Here is a 17,626-nt window from a genome sequence, read left to right as displayed (position 1 = left end):
GTGGGGGTCGAGGAAACGGCCACGTCACTCCATCCTGCACCAACCCTTCACGGCCGGGCCCTGCCCGCACAGCCATCGCCTCCCTCCGCCTTGAGGGGAGGGATCGAGGGTGGGGGTTCCGGCACCCGGGCTGATTTAGGACCCACCGCAGATACGCGACGCAAACCCCGCCGCTCAGCGCGGACCAAAAGCCTCAATCCTCCACCCGCAACCAGCACTCCACCGTCAAAATCATCTCGCGCCGCTCCAGTCCCGCCGAAGCCAGCATCAGATACAATTCCCCCAGCCGCGCTTCCCCGAACGCCAGCGGATGGAACTCGATGATCGCCACGTCGATCTGGCGCAGCAGCATCGGATTTTCGCGGCAGAACTCGTATTCGCCCCCCTCAATGTCCATGATGAGGGCGCTGAACGCCTCTCCCGCTACAGCTTCCAGCGCTTCCACCGTCGTGGTGGGCACGGGCGTGCCGCTCGCCACCACCTGGTTGCTGTCCATATCGGCATCGGTGCTGATCATGGCGCTGGGCTGCCGCGTCACTACGGCATTGACCGCGTGGAATCGGGCGCCATTGGCCATCCTGTTGGCTTCGAGCGTCGGCATCAGCAGCGGATTGGCTTCCACCGCGACATGCAGGTCCCGATTGTCCAGCAGGCTGTTGATGACGCAGGACACCACCCCGATACAGGCCCCCAGCTCCAGCACGCAGGCATTGTGCGGCAGATAGCGCTTGATCAGCGTCCTCTCGGGATACTCATAGGTATCGACAGTGAATTTCCCGCGCATTTCGCGCGATGTGTAGGCAGCGGGAATGGTGAACACCATGCCTTCGCTGCGATAGGTGCGCACAAACAGATCGAAGTATAATCCGGCCGCATATTTCGCCGTCCGGTTGAGGCGATAGCCGATCCCCGATCGTGTCGCCCCCTTCAAACCATAGACCACCGTCTGAGCCAGTTTCATGGCTACCCCCCGCAGGTGTGTTCCACTGCCCGGCCCCCGCCCAACGTGGAAAATGCATACGCAAGGAAGGTGACTTGCCCAATCCATCCCGGCAAACCAGCCAGATGAGCCTACTGGAATACCGCCTTTGATCTAGATCGTGACAATGGATCGGCTGAGGGTCCAGAACGAAAAAGCGTAGCGAAATCGGAAGCTTAGCTCTTGGTCGGGGTTCAACTCAGCGCGCCACGGGCCTCTGCAGCGCTAGGAACAAGCCCATCCGGGAAAGGCCACCGCGAGAACTGCGTAAGCCGCACGTCTTACGCGGGCCTCTGCCCGCACAAACCGCCAAGCGCCAACCACGGCAAAGCGAGCGTGACAATTGCCGCTCCTCACCGCCGCTTCCCCATGGCCGAGCGGCAAAACACGCTCTAGTGTTTGCCCAGCGTTCACCATCGGCACCCGAGTCCATGCCCCCATCCTATGCCAGCCCCGCTGCGGGCCTTCCGCCCCAGACTGCCCTTCACACCGGCCGCGCCGTCTTCACCGAGGCCTATGCGCTGATCCCGCAAGGCGTGATGCGCGACATCGTCACCAGCTTCCTGCCTCATTGGCACAATACCCGCTGCTGGATCATCGCTCGGCCCCTCTCGGGCTTTGCCGAAACCTTCTCGCAATACATTGTTGAAGTGGCGCCCGGCGGCGGCAGTGAGCAACCCGAGCCCAATCCCGAAGCCGAAGGCGTGCTGTTCGTGGTTGCCGGCCAGGCGAGCCTCGCCATCGAAGGCCAGGCCCACACCCTCCTCGCCGGCGGCTACGCCTTCCTGCCCCCGGGCTGCCGCTGGACCCTCGGCAATTCGGGTTCGGCCCCGCTGCGCTTTCACTGGGTGCGCAAGCGCTACGAGGCCGCCGCTGGCATCGAAGCGCCCACCGCCTTTGTCACCAACGAAACCGAGCAGCCCATCCACTGGATGCCCGGAACTTCGGATCGCTGGGGCACCACCCGCTTTGTCGAGCCCACCGATCTTCGGCACGACATGCATGTCAACATCGTCACCCTCGAACCCGGCGCCGTTATTCCCTTCGAGGAAACCCATGTGATGGAGCACGGCCTCTATGTGCTCGAAGGCAAGGCCGTGTATCGGCTCAACCGCGATTGGGTTGAGGTGGAAGCAGGCGACTTCATGTGGCTGCGCGCCTTTTGCCCCCAGGCCTGTTACGCCGGCCCCGAGCGCTTCCGTTATCTCCTCTACAAAGACGTCAACCGCCACGCCAAGCTGAGCTTTTAAGCCCATGAGCGACACCACCATCTTCATTGAACCGCTGACGGGGGAGGCCTTCGCGCCCTTTGGTCAGGTGATCCAGACCGAGGGCGCCCAGCACTTTCCCATCAACAACGGCAAGACCGAGCGCTTTCATGATCTGGCGCAGGTGCAATTGGCCGGCCCCAATTCGCGCCCCATCATCTCCATCGCCCGCGGCCAGCCCTATAGCCTGCCCCTGACCCTGGCCATGGTCGAGCGCCATCCCTTTGGCAGCCAGGCCTTTCATCCGCTGTCGAACCGCCCCTTCCTTGTGATCGTCGCGCCCGACGAAAACGGCACCCCCGGCCGCCCCCGGGCCTTCCTCACCGCGCCCGGTCAAGGCATCAACTACGCCATTAACACCTGGCATGGCGTGCTGACCCCGCTGAACGAGCCCGCCGATTTCCTCCTGGTCGATCGCGCCGGCGACGGACCCAATCTCGAGGAATATTTCTACCCCACCCCCTGGCAGGTTGTGGCGGCGAGCTGAACGGCACTGATCTTGGCTAGGCGGGAACAGGCCGGGCGGTCACCGCGTTGGTGAATGCTTGGTTAAGAGGATCCCGCAATGCACAAGACCTCCCTCCCCGCCGCGCTACTCACCGCCACCTTCCTGGCTCTTGCCGGCCCCGTCGCCGCCCAGTCGGGTCTCGGCTGGACGCGCTTTGAGGATCCCGCTCTCGGCTACCGCATCGAGGTCCCGCTCGATCACTATGGTCAGGACGGTGCGGCCGATGCTTCGGGCATCCGCACATTTGATGCGCTCGATGGCTCGGGCCAGCTCAGCATTTTCGGCGCCCCCAACACTGACGGCCTTAGCATCGCTCAGTTGCAGGAAGCCGTCGCCTCGAGCGGGCAGATCGACAATGTCACCTACCGGGCCAGCGGTAATAGCTGGTTTGTCCTTTCCGGCTACGACACCGACGAGAACGGCCGGGAACTCGTGGTCTATACCAAGTTCCTGTTCAACCGCGACCGCTCCGCCTTCGCAGCCTTCGAGATCAGCTACCCCGAAGACGAGCGCAGCCGCTACAACCCCATTGTCACCCGGATCGAAAAGAGCCTGCGCGCGCCAGCCCCGGTTTGAGCTGGCGCGGCAGGCGCACCTTGCCCCCGCGCACCCGAAGAAATTGATCGCAGGGTTGATGAACACGTTCACGATCCGTTAAGACTGCGTTCATCTTCGTGGTTTTCGCATGGCGGCCTTGCCCGAGCGAACCAATCCCCTGCCACCGCGTTGGCCTTGCATCCACAGCTCGGAAGGCTTCTGGCATGTCCATGATCGATCATTCAGCGCCCCATACGACGCAGCGCCTCGCCATCTTCACCGATTTCGACGGCACTCTGGTTGAGATTGCGCCGACCCCTGATTCCATTGATGTTCCAGCGTCTCTACCCGATCAACTTCAGCGCGCCGCACGCGAACTCGACAGCGCCTTTGCCGTGATCACCGGTCGGGAGATCGAGGACATCGACAAGTTCCTCTCTCCCCTGCAACTCCCGGTTGCCGGCGCTCATGGCACCCAGCGCCGCCGCGCCGATGGCACGATGGAAGAGATTGATTCAGAACTCCTTTCGGGCGCCGAACACATCGCGCAAGCCGTCACGCCGCTCGTTATGGCGCACCCTGAACTGCTGATCGAAGCCAAGGATGGCGCCGTCGCCCTCCACTTCCGCCAGGCGCCGGAGCTCGAAGAACTCTGCCGCCAGGCCATGCAAGAAGCGGTCAACAGCTATACCGATTTCGCGCTGATCGCCGGCAAAATGGTCTTTGAAGCCCGCCCCAAGGGCATCAGCAAGGGTACCGCCTTACGCGCCTTCATGCAGGAAGAGCCCTTTGTCGGCCGCACCCCGATCTTTATCGGCGATGACGTCACCGACGAGGACGGCTTCATCGCGGCCCAGGAACTGGGCGGCGTCGGCATCAAGTTGGGCGAAGGCGACACCCATGCGCGGATGCGCATTTCCAATGTTGCATCGGTGCATGCATTGATCCGTGGGCTGGGAGACATCGTCGCGCGCGAGCGTGACGCCCTGCCCCCACACTGAGACCAGACGAAGGGGGGCACCCGTCGCAATGAGCCGCTTGATTGTAGTTTCCAACCGGACCCCGGGCAAATCAGCCGCCGCGGGCGGACTTGCTGTCGCCTTGCGCAAAACCCTGTCCGAACGCGAAGGCTTTTGGTTCGGCTGGTCTGGCAAATTGACCGACGCCCCCTCGGTTGAAGCGCGCTTCGAGGATGTTGAAGGGCTCTCGGTTGCGACTATCGATCTGACCCGGGACGACCATCAGGCCTATTATGCCGGGTTCTCCAACTCCATCCTGTGGCCCAGCTTCCATCTGCGCCTCGACTTGGCGCATATCGATTCCACCTGGTACGAGGGCTATCGCCGGGTAAACCAGCAATTCGCCCGGGCGCTGCTGCCCTTGCTGCAGCCAGACGACGTGATTTGGGTGCACGACTACCACCTGATCCCGCTCGCCAGCGAGTTGCGTAGCCTTGGCGCCACCAACCGCATGGGCTTTTATCTGCACATCCCCTTCCCCACTGCCGACGCGCTTTATGCCATTCCCCATCATCTCGATTTGATGCGGGACGTCTCTCGCTATGACCTTGTGGGCATGCAGGCCAATCGCGACGTCGCCGCCTTCACCGAGGCGGTGGAGAACATGACCCACACCAATCTTTCGGGCGACCCGCTGCAGCTGTTTGATTTCGCCCGCACCGAGGTTGCCGCCTTCCCTATCGGCTCCGATCCCGCCGCTTTTTCGCGCATGGCGGTAAGCCCCGCCGCCAACAAGATGGTCAAGCGCATGGACCGCGTCCTTGTCGGACAGCAATTGATCCTGGGCGTCGATCGGCTTGATTATTCCAAGGGCTTGCCGCAGCGGGTCGAGGCCTATGAAAAGCTGCTCGAGAACAATAATCGCTTCCGCCGGCGCGTGCATATGCTCCAAATCGCGCCCCCTTCCCGGGACTCCATCAAGGAATACCAGGAAACCAGCGACACGCTCGACGCCATCTGCGGCCGCGTCATGGGCCGCTTTGCCGAACCCGACTGGGCGCCGCTGACCTATGTCAAACGCGCCTATGGCCAAGCCAGCCTTGCCGGCTTCTACCGCTTGGCGCGGGTGGGTCTGGTCACCCCCCTGCGGGACGGCATGAACCTTGTTGCCCACGAATTCATCGGCTCGCAAAACCCGGCGGATCCCGGCGTCCTGGTGTTGTCGCGCTTTGCCGGCGCGGCCGAGATCTTCGAGGACGCCATCCTCGTCAACCCCTTTGATACGGATGAAACGGCCGAAGCGCTGCGCCTCGCCCTGGATATGCCCCTGGAGGAGCGTCAGGCCCGTTGGCGCTCTTTGATGGCCGCGGCCCAAAAACACAATGTGGACGACTGGTCCAAGGCATTCCTCGCGCGCCTTTCCCCCGCGGGAGCTTCCTCGGGCACGCCCAAGCGCGACATCCTTTATCTCGCCTGAAGTGGCGAACCGAGCCGGTAAACAAAAAGGGCGGCTCCGAGGAGCCGCCCTTTTCTGTTCCGTTTAGCCGTTGGCGCGACGCGCCCGCCCGGCTTCCTTCTGGGGCTTGCCCCAGCGCTGCTTGGGCTTGCCATCCACCTTGGCACCGATCAGCTTGCCGGTATCGCCATCACGACGCACGCGGTTGACCTGCCCTTCCGGGCGGGTGCGTGGTGCAGCTTCAGCAGGCGGCCGGGTCCGTGCGGCAGGCTTGCCTTCTTCCGCAAAGGCCGCGAATGGCCGGCGCTCGGCTGGCGAGCGACGATCCTGCTGCGCCGGCTTGGGGTTGCGCGCCGTGCGCGGTCCGGGGCGATTACCGGCTGGCTTATAAGCCGAGCGCGGTGCTTCCACGACGCCGGTGTCATTGGCCAAGTGCAGGTCGCCCGAAACCGGCAGCGTGCGCCGGATCAGCCGTTCAACGTCGCGCAGCTTGCCGCGCTCGGTGCCGTCACACAGGGTAATGGCAATGCCTGAAGCGCCATTCCGGCCCGTCCGGCCGATGCGGTGAACATAGTTCTCCGGATCGTCTGGCAGTTCGTAATTGACCACATGGGTGATGCCGGGCACGTCGATGCCGCGGGCCGCGATGTCGGTTGCGACCAGGATACGCACTTCGCCGGTGGCAAAACCCTTGAGGGCTGCCTGACGCGCATTCTGCGACTTGTTGCCGTGGATCGCCGCGGCCTTGTGGCCGTCGATCTCGAGGCTCTTTGCCACCCGATCGGCACCATGCTTGGTGCGCGAGAAGATGATGACGCGCTCCATATTTTCGGTTTCGCTGGCCAGCAGCTCGTTGAGCACGCCACGCTTGGCCTTGGAGCCCGACATGATCACGCGCTGGTCAATCTTGACCACGGTCGAGCCGGCGACCTGCGCATCAACCCGCACCGGATCGTTCAGCAGGCCCTTGGCCAGCTCTGCAACTTCGGGCGCCATGGTCGCCGAAAACAGCATGGTCTGGCGGCGCGTGCCGATGGCCTTGGCGATGTGCTTGACCGGGGCGATAAAGCCCATGTCGAGCATCCGGTCGGCCTCGTCGAGCACCAGCCAACGCGTTTCGTTCAGCTTGATCTTGCCGTCGTCCATCAGGTCCTTGAGGCGACCGGGAGTGGCGACAACCACGTCCACGCCCTTGGCGAGCTTCTGGACCTGGTGGTAACGCGACACCCCGCCCAGCACCAGAACGGTGGAGAGCTGCATCTTGGAGCCCGCAAACTTGCGGATGTTTTCTTCGATCTGCACCGCCAATTCGCGGGTCGGCGCCAGGATCAGCGCGCGGGCGGTCAACGGCCGTGCCTTGCCGGTCAGCGTCAGCAGCCCCGCCAGGATCGGCAGGCCAAAGGCTGCGGTCTTGCCCGAACCGGTCTGGGCAATGCCGACCATGTCCCGGCCAGCCAGCAGCTTGGGAATGGCCTGGAGTTGAATCTTGGTGGGCTCGGTGAAGCCGCCGGCGGTCAGACTGTCAGTCAGGACTGCGGGCAGGCCGAGGGAAATAAAATCGTTCAATTCAATCATACTTTCTGCGCCGATGAAGCGCATCGGGCGCGCAGAACAATGCAGCGCGCCGGTCGCCAGCCGCAAAGTGCAGGTGGCGCGTCAACAGGTGCAATCGGGCGATAAAAGGAAAGTATCGCGCGGGTGCTGGCTCGAACCCGGACAAACTGTTTCCGGGCTGACTTCGCCGCTCACCGCAAGGATAAGAAGAGAAGTCCGTCACCACTGATAGCTGCCCGGTCCAAGACCGTGCGGGTGACGATGCATCCTATGTGGAGGAGCCGGGGGCAAATAGCAAGCTTCGATTGTCTCTCCGGCTGCATGGCCGCCCTGCGCCGCCGGGGTTAGATGCCGCCATACCAGTCATAGCCATAGTCTTCCCAATACCCACCATTGCCCCGGCCAAAGGATTGCAGGTCCGCCACCAATTCGATCGTGTGCAGATATTTGGGCTGTTTATAACCCAGCGCCCGCTCGATCCGCAGCCGCACCGGGGCGCCGTTTGCTACCGGCAGCACCTGGTCATTGAGGCCGTAAGCCAGGATCGATTGCGGATGATGGGCGTCCACCAGGTCCGAACTCTCGTAATAAAAGACATCGCCCGAAAGGCCCCGCTCGATATTATCAAAGCAGTGATAAACGCAGAACCGCGCGTCAGGATGGACGCGCGCGGCGTCAAGGATCGGCCCCAGCGGCGTACCGGTCCATTTGGCGATGCAGCTCCAGCCCTCGACGCAATCATGCCGGGTAATCTGCGACCGGGCTGGCATATTGCGCAGCTCGTTGAGCGAGAAGCTCAAGGGCTGCTCGACCATCCCGGTGACCTGCAGCCGGTAATCGGCGAATTTACCCTCCTGCAACGCTTTGTATTCGGGCGTCGTCGGCTGGGTCGATCCATTGGGCTTCTGCCCCTGCCGGATTTCGCTGGCAGCATATTCGCGCGCTAGCGTCTGCTCGCCAACAAGGCGGCGCTGCGCCCGATAGGTCAGCACATTGGCTTGTTCGACGAAGTTGCGGGCCGGATGGTTTTGCTGCCCGAGGAAATCGAACTGGTCGCACCCCGCTAGGATCAACCCTGAGGCAGCACCCGCCGAACCCTGCAGGAACCGGCGGCGGGAAAGCAGCAGGCGGCTCACGGTCGATCTCCTTTGAGCTTTGGATTACCCGCGCTGATCCGGTACCAGCCGGTAACCATGGAGCGCAGTTCGTTGAACGGCCCCGCCGCAATCACCATCACGAGGTGAACCACAAAGAACAGCACCAGCAGCACCATGGCGCCAAAATGGATCGTGCGCGCCGTTTGCCTCCCGCCAAACAGATCGAGCATCCAGGGCCAGGCAGCGTTGAGTCCGGGGCTCATGGTCAGCCCGGTCAGCACGATCAGGGGAAACAGCACGAACAGCACGACAAAATAGGTGATCTTTTGCACCGGCCCATAACTGCGATTGTGGTGGAGGCGAAAGCGGGCATGATCGACGAGATCGCCCGGCGCCGCCTTGAGGTCGGCAATCCCGGGCACGATGTTGCGGCGTAAATGCCCCTGGACGAGGCTGGCGACGAACCAGACCAGCATCGTGCCCAAAAACAGCCAGCCGAAAAAGAAATGCACCACCCGGCCGGTCCCCAAATCCCGATAGCTGGGAATGGTCACCGCCCCCGGGAAGGCGGTGAACACCGGGCTTTCCGCCGAACCCGACGCGCCCAACACGCCCGTCGTATCAAAGGTCTGGCCAAAAATCCGCGTTTGCCCGCGCGGCCCCTCAGGGCTGTTCACCGCCCCGATCGCCAGCACCGAATTGTCGAATTCAAAGCCCGACTGCTCGCCGATATAAAGCGTGGGATGCGCGTTGAAGATCTGCAGCCCACTCAGCAGCAGGAAGAACAGGCACACTGCCCATACCCAATGGGTGACGCGGGTGGCCAGCGACTGCCGGTAAACCAGCGGCCCCACGGCCTTCCTGCGGCGTCCTGTGTCTGCCTCACTCACTTGCCGCTCCACTTGTGACCCCATCAAGATACGAAGCGAACGGCACCGCAGTTTCAAGTCAACTCACGGCGATGAGGCCCAGCTATTCTTCGTCGCGAGCCGCCCAGTTGAGGCCCCGGCGCATGATTGTCGCCATGTCGCTGTTCTCGAATTCCTTGGCCCGATGCCCCAGCGTCATGTGGAACACCCGGCCCTGCCCATGGTGCCGCTTCCACACCACCGGCATGGTGACGCCTTCGATCCAGGGCGCGTGTTCGCCGCTGAACGTTGTGGTCGCGAGCACCTCGTTGGAGGGGTCCACATGCATGTAATACTGCTCGGACGTATAGGGGAACGACTTGATCCCGGCCATCACCGGGTCATCGGGCTTGGTCACGTCAACCGTATAGTCGATGATGTTCCCGGGATGGGCGACCCACTGCCCGCCCACCATGAATTGGTACTCCACCGCCTCCCGAAAGGCATCGCTCATGCCCCCGTGATGGCCCGCCAGGCCCACCCCACCTTGAACGGCCTTGGTGAGGTTCTCCACCTCCTCCTTTTCGATCTTGCTCATGGTGAAGATCGGCACGATCAAGGACAGATCGTGGATGGACGGATCGGCAAAGGCGCTCGTCTCGGTCGCCATGCGCACCGAAAACCCATCTTCGTGCAGCCACCGGCGGTAAATGGCAGCACATTCCTCAGGATCGTGCCCAGCCCAACCGCCATAAACAATCAATGCGCTTCGCATGGCATTCCCCCGCAAATCAATGGGGGCGGAGATTACCGTATAAACCGGTGAATGGAACCCCGGCCCGAACGCCCTTCATGATCGATTTGGCCTCGCCATCGCTCAGAAACCACCAGCTATGCTGTTGAAGACGTACCGGCAAAGCACAACGCCACCCCTCGAAAAACCTGCCCTGCTGTTCCAGTGTTTCGGCCCAGTTTGGCGGCGGACAGCGAGAAATCACGGCAATATAGGCGATGATGAGGGAGAGTGAAGCGAACCACTTCCACCTGTCATAAAGAACTGATTAACTTCCCCGAGGTGGTCCGGCCTCGCTTGAGGCGCCATTGCAACAGCACGGTCGAAAGCATCAAGGATGACAGGGATGAAGAAACTGCTCTTGGGCGCCAGCGCGCTCACCCTCTGCGCCACATTTTCTGGCGCAGCCTACGCCGATTGGACGCTAAACATCCTGCACATCAACGATTTCCACTCGCGCTTCGAGCCGATCACGGGTTCGGACTCCGACTGCGACGCCGAAACCGATGCGGCCGGCGAGTGCTTTGGCGGTATCGCCCGCCTCAAGTCCATCATCGATACCACGCGCGCCGACATTGACGCGGCCGGTGGCAACTCGCTGCTCCTTTCGGCTGGCGACAACTTCCAGGGCTCGGTCTACTACACCACCTACAAGTCTAAGGTCGTTTCCGACTTCTTCAATCAGATGAATTTCGACGTGGTTGCTACCGGCAACCATGAGTTCGACGATGGCCCCGAAGAGTTTTCCACCTTCATCGCCGCCGCCGAATTTCCCATCATCGGCGGCAATTTTGACGTGACCCGGTCCGAAGATCTGCGCGGCAAGATCAAGGGCTCCATCGTTCTCGATGTTGGCGGCGAGCGCATCGGCATCATTGGCGCCACCACCGAAGACACCCCCGAGATTGCGTCGCCCGGCGCCGATGTCGAGTTCACCGACGTGATTCAGTATGTGCGCGGCGCCTCCGAAGCCCTTGATGCGGCTGGGGTAAACAAGATCATCCTCCTCAGCCATATTGGCTATACGCTCGACCAGCAGGTTGCCGCCGCCCTGCCCCTCGTCGACGTCATTGTCGGGGGCCACTCCCACACCCTGCTGTCCAACACCGCCGAAGGCGCCGCCGGCCCTTACCCCACCCTGGTCAACAACCCCATGGGCGTGGAAGTGCCGGTGGTCCAAGCCAATCAATACGGCAAATATCTCGGCAATCTCGCCGTCACCTGGAACGACCAAGGCGAGGTGATATCAGCCGAAGGCGAGCCCTTCCTGATCGATGCTTCCGTCGAGGGGAACGAGGACTTCGCCACCCAGCTGACCGCACTGGCCGGCCCGATCGAGGAAGCCATGGGCGAGGTGATCGGCACCGCCACCGCGCCAATCGAAGGCTCGCGTGAAGTGTGCCGCGCCATGGAATGCGCGATGGGCAATTTGCTGGCCGACGCCATTCTCGACCGTGTCGCCGACCAGGGCGCCACCATCGCCTTCCAAAATGGCGGGGGCGTGCGCGCCTCGATCGACGCCGGCGAAATCACCATGGGCGAAGTGATCACCGTGCTCCCCTTCTCCAACACGCTCGCCACGGTCGACATCACCGGCGCCGATGTGATCGAGGCTCTCGAAAACGGGGTCAGTGACGTCGAGAACGGCGCGGGCCGCTTCGCTCAGGTCGCCGGGCTCAAATACGCCTTCGATATCTCTCAGCCCGTGGCCAGCCGGGTCAGCGATGTCATGGTCAAGGATGGCGAGAACTGGGTCGCGATCAACGAGGAGGCCACCTACAAGATCGTCACCAACAACTATGTGCGCGGCGGCGGCGACGGCTTTGCCAGCTTTGCCGGCGGCGACAACGCCTATGATTTCGGTCCCCCGCTCGAGCAGGTCGTAGCTGAATACATTGCCAAGCTCGGCGGCGAATACACGCCCTATACCGATGGCCGCATCACCGTCATCAAATAGTGGCCGCCCCGAAACACGAAAGGCGCCCCGAGGGGCGCCTTTTTTTGTTGGTTGCAACGGATTAAGCCCGCCGGGCCAACTGGCTCCAAACCAGCAGCACGATCACCGCGCCAACCACCGCCCCGATAAACCCCGCCCCATCATTAGCGTCGTAGAGCCCGATCTGCTGCCCCAGGAATGTCGCCACCAGTGAGCCGACAATGCCCAGCACCGTGGTGAGGATAAAGCCGGATGGCTTGTGATCGCCCGGCGTGATCCAGCGCGCGATCAGCCCCGCAAAGAACCCAACGAAAATACTCCAGATAATGCCCATTTCGGTCCCCTTGTTCGCGCCACTAGATGCGCAATGGAAGCCGCACTTGCAAGATCGGGAATGTTCACTGCGCTGGGCTTGCCGGGCCTAGCGAAACCCTTCTTCGCGCCCGTGATGCAGCTTGGGCCCGCGCTCCTCGATCTGTTCGGGCGCTTCATCCACCGGCCGGTTGGGCGCGGTGAGCAACTGCGGGTAGCTGTTGGCACTGTAGGCCCAGTTCACCGCATTGCGCAGCACCAGCCCCACCGTATCGTCGTGATAGGTCGGATAGGTTTCGTGGCCTGGGCGGAAATAGAAAATGTTGCCGGCACCACGCCGATAGGTCAGCCCCGAGCGGAACACTTCCCCGCCCTGGAACCAGGACACGAACACCGTTTCGAGCGGCTCGGGCACCGAGAACGGTTCGCCATACATTTCTTCCATCTCGAGCTCGAAATATGGCGGCAGGCCCTTGGCGATAGGGTGGCCGGGATTGGTAACCCACAGCCGCTCGCGCTCGCCCGCTTCGCGCCAGGAAAGGCCGCAGGGTGATCCCATCAGCCGCTTGAAGATTTTAGAGAAATGTCCGGAATGGAGCACGATCATCCCCATGCCTTCCCAGACGCGCTGGGCGATCCGCTCGACCACCTCGTCCTCGACCTGCCCATGGGCGGCGTGTCCCCACCAGATCAGCACATCGGTCTCGGCCAGAGCCGCTTCGCTGCACCCATGCTCGGGGTCCTGCAGGGTCGCGGTCTTGGTTGAGATATTGCTGTCGCTGCTCAGCAGCTTGGCAATCTGGTTGTGCATGCCCTGGGGGTAGTTGTCCGCCACGATCTTGTTCTTCTGCTCGTGGACATTCTCGCCCCAGACCAGGGTTCGGATCGGCATTGTCGTCTCCTATAAATTGCCGGCCGGCGGGTCATTGCTTCCGCAAGGCCATTGAACCAAGGCGCTTGGCAGCTCCGCGGCCGAGGCGCGCGGAAAGGCGCCAGACCCAGGAGGTGTTCTCAAAACGCTAACGCCGGGAGGCAGCGCCGCGTTGCGGCCCCTGCCGTTTGCCGTCGAGCGGCGCCCTCACCGGATCGGCTTGCCCGCGGCATCGAAGCGGTGAATCTTGTCGTCCATCGGACTGATATGCACCGTTTCGCCCGAATGGTAGCTGTTGCTGCCATCGAGCCGCACCACTACGGGCTCTTCGGTGCCCATTTCGAGATAAACATAGCTGTCGGCACCCAGGTTTTCCGTATGGATCACCTTGCCGGTCCACAGCCCCTCGCTGGGCTTGATGATGATGTGTTCGCCCCGAATGCCCACCGTCTTGGCGCCAAAGGGCGCCGCCAGTTCCCCGGAGAGGAAGTTCATCTTGGGCGAACCGATAAACCCGGCGACGAACATGGAATCGGGCCGCTCATAAAGCTCCATCGGCGTGCCCACCTGCTCGATCATCCCGTCACGCAGCACGCAGATGCGGTCGGCCAGCGTCATCGCTTCCACCTGATCATGGGTCACATAGATCATGGTGACGTCGTTCATCTCTTCGTGCAGCTTGGCGATCTCGATCCGCGTCGCCACGCGCAGCGCCGCATCGAGGTTCGAGAGCGGCTCGTCAAACAGGAACACCCGCGGATCGCGCGTGATCGCCCGCCCGATCGCCACGCGCTGGCGCTGCCCGCCCGACAACTGCTTGGGCAGCCGGTCGAGATAGGGCCGAATCTGCAGCATATCAGCGGCCCGCTCCACCCGCTGGCGGATCTCTTCCTTGCCCTTGCCCTTTTCCAACGTCAGCCCAAAGGCCATGTTCTCGTAGACCGTCATATGCGGATAAAGCGCATAGGACTGGAACACCATGGCGATGCCCCGCTTGGATGGGGCCAGCGCGTTGACCACCTCGCCATCAAACAGCATCTCGCCCGAGGTAATGTCCTCGAGTCCGCAGATCAGGCGCAGCAAGGTGGATTTGCCGCAGCCCGAGGGCCCGACAAACACCATGAACTCGCCCGAGCGCACCTGCAGGTCAACGCCCTTGATCACCTCCACCACGCCAAAGGCCTTGCGGATATTGCGAAGCTCAATGCTAGCCATCTGGGAACACTCCTAGCCTTTGACGCCGCCGGCGGTGAGCCCGCTGACGATCTTGCGCTGGAAAATCAGCACCAGCACCACCAGCGGCACCGTCACGATCACCGAAGCGGCCATGATCAGCCCCCAGGGCGTTTCGAACTGCGAACCACCCGAGAGCAGCGCAATGGCGACCGGAACAGTGCGGGTATTGTTGGATGAGGTGAAGGTCAACGCGAACAGGAACTCGTTCCAGGCGCTGATGAAGGCCAGGAGCCCCGTCGTCACCAGCGCCGGCCACATCAGCGGCAGGAAGACGCGGGTGATGATCACCCAGGGCGTCGCCCCATCCACGATCGCCGCTTCCTCGATCTCCACCGGCAGGTCGCGCATGAAGGTGGTCAGCACCCAAACGGTAAAGGGCAGTGTAAAGATCGTGTAGGAAAAAATCAGCGCCCATGGCGTGTTGTAGATGCCAAGGCTGCGGATCACCTCGAACAGCCCGGCCAGCACGGCAATCTGGGGGAACATCGATACCGCGAGGATCGTCATCAGCAGCAAGCTGCGCCCGCGGAAGCGCACCCGGCTAAGCGCATAAGCAGCCGTAACCGCGAGGAACAGCGCCAGCAGCACCGTGACCGTTGCGACAAACACCGAGTTGAGCAGATTGCGCGGAAAGCTGCCCGAGCTGAACACCGATTGGTAGTTCTGCAGGCTGAACGAAGTTGGCCAATAGCTGACCCGGAAAATATCGGTGCCCGATTTGAAGCTGGTCAGGATCGCGTAATAGAACGGGAACACCGACACGACGACAATAACCGCCACCGCCAGGTAGAACAGCACCTGCTTGAACAGCTTCCAGGGATTGATGGCGGCATGCATCAGCGGTCTCCCCCATCAAAGTTCACCCGGCCCAGCCAGATATAAAGGATGGTGAACAGCACGATGATCAGGAACAGCAAGGTCGACTGCGCCGAGCCATAGGCAAAGTTGTCGAACTCAAACAGGTTCTCCCGCGCCAGCACCGACATGGTCTTGGTGGCGGCGCTGTTGGGCGTCAGCACATAGATCAGATCGAAAATGCGCAGGGCATCGAGAATACGGAAGATGATTGCCACCATCAGCGCCGGCCGCACCAGCGGCAGCGTGATGCGGAAGAACTGCTTGACCGGATGCACGCCATCGATCTCGGCAGCCTCATAGATGTCCCGCGGGATCATCTGCAGCCCCGCCAGGATCAGCAGGGCCATAAAAGGCGTGGTTTTCCAGATATCCACGATCAGCACCGCCGTCATCGCCGTTTCGGGCGAGGCGGTCCAGGCGACCTTCTGGCTCAACAGCCCCAGTTTCATGCCGAGATCGTTGATGATCCCGAACTGATCGTTGAGCATCCAGCCCCACATCCGGGCCGAAACAATGGTCGGGATCGCCCAAGGGATCAGAATGGCCGCGCGCACAATGCCGCGGCCCTTGAACTCGGCATTGAGCACCAGCGCCACCAGCATGCCGAGCACCGCTTCGGCCGAAACCGAAATCACCGCAAACCGCACCGTATTCCACACCGCATTCCACCAGGCCGGATCGACCAGCAGGCCGCGATAGATCGTGCGCCCGCTTTCGAGCGTCCGGATCTGCAGGTAATTCCGAAAGCCCACCCATTCGGCCCCGTAGAGGTCGTTGAGCGAGGCATCGGTGAAGGAAAAATAGATCGAGCGCAGCAAGGGCCAGCCCGCAACCACCGCCAGGGCGGCCAGCATGGGCAGGAGAAACCAGCGAGCAGCGCGCAGGCGCTGCTGCATCAGTTGAGACTGGATCTTGGGTCTGGCCGCGGTGACTGGCGCCGCCAGGGTATCGGTAGCCATCTGCTGCTCCTGCCCTGTTGTTCGCCCCCGGCGTCAGTGCGGGCGGCAATCCTGCCGTCCGCACCGCGTTGTCGGGGAGCGCGACTAATCGCTTACCAGCCGCTCCCCTGCAGATCGCTCAGATCGACTTCGAGCAGTTCAAGGTTCTCGGCGGCCGAGCCATTGCCCGACAGCGTATTGTGCACCGCGCTCCAGAACATGGAGGACACTTCGTTGTAGTTCGCCTTGGTGGGCGCGGATGGACGCGGCACTGCATTCTGGAAGATTTCCTTCCAGTTCGGGATGATCGGCGAGGCTTCGGCGATCTCCGCATCGTCGTAGAGCGTTTCGATCGTGGGCAGCTGCGACTGGTTGATCGCCCGCGCCTTTTGCACTTCGGGCGAACTCAGGAACATCGCAAGCTCAATGGCTGCATCGGGGTCCTGCGAATATTTGGACACCGCATAGTTCCAGCCACCCAGCGTGGCCGCGGAGCGTGCTTCGGGGCCTTCGCCTGCCGGCAGCGGAGCAACATCGAACTTGCCCGCAATGCTGGAGTCCGAGCCGTTGCCCAGCGCATAGGCATAGGGCCAGTTGCGCATGAACACGGCATTGCCGAGCTGCCAGACGCCGCGGCTTTCTTCTTCGCCATAAGCAAGGTTGCCTTCGGGCGAGATCGTGCCGATCCAGCTGGCAGCTTCCTCGAGCGCGGCCACCGCCTGCTCGTTGTTGATGGAAATGGTGCCGTCGGCTTCCACGATCTGCCCGCCGCCAAAGGACTTGACCCATTCCAGCGCATTGCAGGTCAGCCCTTCATAGGCATTGCCCTGGAACACAAAGCCGAACATGTCGGGGTTACCGTCGGCGCGCTCGCCATCCATCACTTCCTGTGCAGTGGCCTTGAGCTCGGCCCACGTGCCCGGGACTTCCTTGTTGTATTTTTCCAGCAGGTCCTTGCGGTAATACAGCGCCGGCGCGTCGGTATAGCCGGGCATGGCCACCAGCTTGCCGTCCACGGACTGGGATTCGATGATGGAGGGGAAGTGATCGCCAATAACCCCGGCCGCCGCCTCGCTCAGGTCGAGAAACTGGTCGGCCAACTGAGGCGCCCAGATCACGTCGGTGGTGTAGACATCGATGTCGCTGTTGCCCGCCGCCAGCCACAGCCGGTACTGGCCAAACTGGTCCGTGGTCGATGAGGGCATCGGTACGATGGTCACAGTGTGCCCGGTCTGCTCGGTGAACTCGGTCAGCTGGGTCTGCAGGAATGCCAGCCCCGTGCCCGTGTCGCCCGAAACGATGGACAGCTCCGCCGCCTGGGCGGCGCTGGCCACCAGGGTGACGCTTGCCAGCAGACCGGCCATCAGCTTGTTGATCTTCATTGGTATCCTCCCGAATGAAACACGTGATCGAGGAAGAACCCGGCCAACAAGCGCGCCTTTCCCGGGCGGCGCTGCCAGCATTCCCCTCAGGCTT

The 17,626-nt window shown here is 62.3% G+C and carries 17 protein-coding genes; 6 read left to right on the top strand and 11 right to left on the bottom strand.

The window, feature by feature from the left end:
- Positions 1–193: 193 nt before the first annotated feature.
- The gene (locus AC3YMN_RS02780) at positions 194–961 is read right to left on the bottom strand and encodes an FkbM family methyltransferase (protein WP_489888840.1); all 768 of its coding nucleotides are present in this window, start codon (positions 959–961) and stop codon (positions 194–196) included.
- 449 nt (positions 962–1,410) lie between these two features.
- Between AC3YMN_RS02780 and AC3YMN_RS02775 the strand changes: the two genes are divergently transcribed.
- The 5 genes from AC3YMN_RS02775 to AC3YMN_RS02755 all read left to right on the top strand — a co-directional run bounded on the left by AC3YMN_RS02775 (position 1,411) and on the right by AC3YMN_RS02755 (position 5,728).
- Positions 1,411–2,229: a bifunctional allantoicase/(S)-ureidoglycine aminohydrolase gene (locus AC3YMN_RS02775; protein WP_489888839.1), complete on the top strand. Its 819-nt coding sequence runs from the start codon at positions 1,411–1,413 to the stop codon at positions 2,227–2,229.
- A 4-nt stretch (positions 2,230–2,233) separates the two neighbouring features.
- Entirely contained in the window at positions 2,234–2,734 is a 501-nt protein-coding gene (locus AC3YMN_RS02770) for an ureidoglycolate lyase (RefSeq protein WP_489888838.1), read from the top strand.
- Positions 2,735–2,812: 78 nt separating this feature from the next.
- Complete coding sequence (locus AC3YMN_RS02765; RefSeq protein ID WP_489888837.1) at positions 2,813–3,331, top strand: hypothetical protein; 519 nt, start codon at positions 2,813–2,815, stop codon at positions 3,329–3,331.
- A gap of 185 nt (positions 3,332–3,516) precedes the next feature.
- The gene (gene otsB / locus AC3YMN_RS02760) at positions 3,517–4,293 is read left to right on the top strand and encodes a trehalose-phosphatase (RefSeq protein WP_210258558.1); all 777 of its coding nucleotides are present in this window, start codon (positions 3,517–3,519) and stop codon (positions 4,291–4,293) included.
- Positions 4,294–4,321: 28 nt separating this feature from the next.
- Complete coding sequence (locus AC3YMN_RS02755; protein WP_489888836.1) at positions 4,322–5,728, top strand: alpha,alpha-trehalose-phosphate synthase (UDP-forming); 1,407 nt, start codon at positions 4,322–4,324, stop codon at positions 5,726–5,728.
- A 63-nt stretch (positions 5,729–5,791) separates the two neighbouring features.
- Here the strand turns inward: AC3YMN_RS02755 and AC3YMN_RS02750 are convergent, their stop codons facing one another.
- The 4 genes from AC3YMN_RS02750 to AC3YMN_RS02735 all read right to left on the bottom strand — a co-directional run bounded on the left by AC3YMN_RS02750 (position 5,792) and on the right by AC3YMN_RS02735 (position 9,981).
- Complete coding sequence (locus AC3YMN_RS02750) at positions 5,792–7,282, bottom strand: DEAD/DEAH box helicase (protein WP_248305105.1); 1,491 nt, start codon at positions 7,280–7,282, stop codon at positions 5,792–5,794.
- 323 nt (positions 7,283–7,605) lie between these two features.
- Positions 7,606–8,397: a molybdopterin-dependent oxidoreductase gene (locus AC3YMN_RS02745; RefSeq protein WP_489888835.1), complete on the bottom strand. Its 792-nt coding sequence runs from the start codon at positions 8,395–8,397 to the stop codon at positions 7,606–7,608.
- Positions 8,394–9,212 (bottom strand): cytochrome b/b6 domain-containing protein, encoded by an 819-nt coding sequence (locus AC3YMN_RS02740; RefSeq protein ID WP_489889189.1) that lies wholly within the window; start codon positions 9,210–9,212, stop codon positions 8,394–8,396. The genes AC3YMN_RS02745 and AC3YMN_RS02740 overlap by 4 nt, the downstream gene beginning before the upstream one ends.
- Before the next feature lie 118 nt (positions 9,213–9,330).
- Positions 9,331–9,981 (bottom strand): ThuA domain-containing protein, encoded by a 651-nt coding sequence (locus AC3YMN_RS02735; protein WP_172123888.1) that lies wholly within the window; start codon positions 9,979–9,981, stop codon positions 9,331–9,333.
- Positions 9,982–10,345: 364 nt separating this feature from the next.
- On the opposite strand from AC3YMN_RS02735, the gene AC3YMN_RS02730 reads away from it, so the two are divergent.
- Positions 10,346–11,956 carry a bifunctional metallophosphatase/5'-nucleotidase gene (locus tag AC3YMN_RS02730; protein WP_489888834.1) on the top strand — a complete coding sequence of 537 codons (1,611 nt, stop codon included), beginning with the start codon at positions 10,346–10,348 and terminating at the stop codon, positions 11,954–11,956.
- Positions 11,957–12,017: 61 nt separating this feature from the next.
- On the opposite strand, the gene AC3YMN_RS02725 is transcribed toward AC3YMN_RS02730, so the two are convergent.
- From AC3YMN_RS02725 to AC3YMN_RS02700, 6 genes are all read right to left on the bottom strand, one after another.
- Positions 12,018–12,269, bottom strand: coding sequence for a GlsB/YeaQ/YmgE family stress response membrane protein (locus AC3YMN_RS02725; RefSeq protein WP_127753775.1), 252 nt, complete (start codon positions 12,267–12,269; stop codon positions 12,018–12,020).
- Between the two features lie 87 nt (positions 12,270–12,356).
- Positions 12,357–13,139: a ThuA domain-containing protein gene (locus AC3YMN_RS02720; protein WP_489888833.1), complete on the bottom strand. Its 783-nt coding sequence runs from the start codon at positions 13,137–13,139 to the stop codon at positions 12,357–12,359.
- 186 nt (positions 13,140–13,325) lie between these two features.
- Complete coding sequence (locus tag AC3YMN_RS02715; RefSeq protein WP_489888832.1) at positions 13,326–14,333, bottom strand: ABC transporter ATP-binding protein; 1,008 nt, start codon at positions 14,331–14,333, stop codon at positions 13,326–13,328.
- Between the two features lie 12 nt (positions 14,334–14,345).
- Positions 14,346–15,191 carry a carbohydrate ABC transporter permease gene (locus tag AC3YMN_RS02710; protein ID WP_489888831.1) on the bottom strand — a complete coding sequence of 282 codons (846 nt, stop codon included), beginning with the start codon at positions 15,189–15,191 and terminating at the stop codon, positions 14,346–14,348.
- On the bottom strand, positions 15,191–16,108 hold the full coding sequence (locus tag AC3YMN_RS02705) for a carbohydrate ABC transporter permease (RefSeq protein ID WP_489889188.1): 918 nt from the start codon (positions 16,106–16,108) through the stop codon (positions 15,191–15,193). The genes AC3YMN_RS02710 and AC3YMN_RS02705 overlap by 1 nt, the downstream gene beginning before the upstream one ends.
- A gap of 155 nt (positions 16,109–16,263) precedes the next feature.
- Positions 16,264–17,532, bottom strand: a complete 1,269-nt coding sequence (locus tag AC3YMN_RS02700; RefSeq protein ID WP_489888830.1) for an ABC transporter substrate-binding protein — start codon at positions 17,530–17,532, stop codon at positions 16,264–16,266.
- Between the last annotated feature and the right edge of the window lie 94 nt (positions 17,533–17,626).

This window comes from Devosia sp. Z11_6 (assembly GCF_058133665.1).
This window is presented reverse-complemented; position numbering and strand designations above follow the sequence as displayed.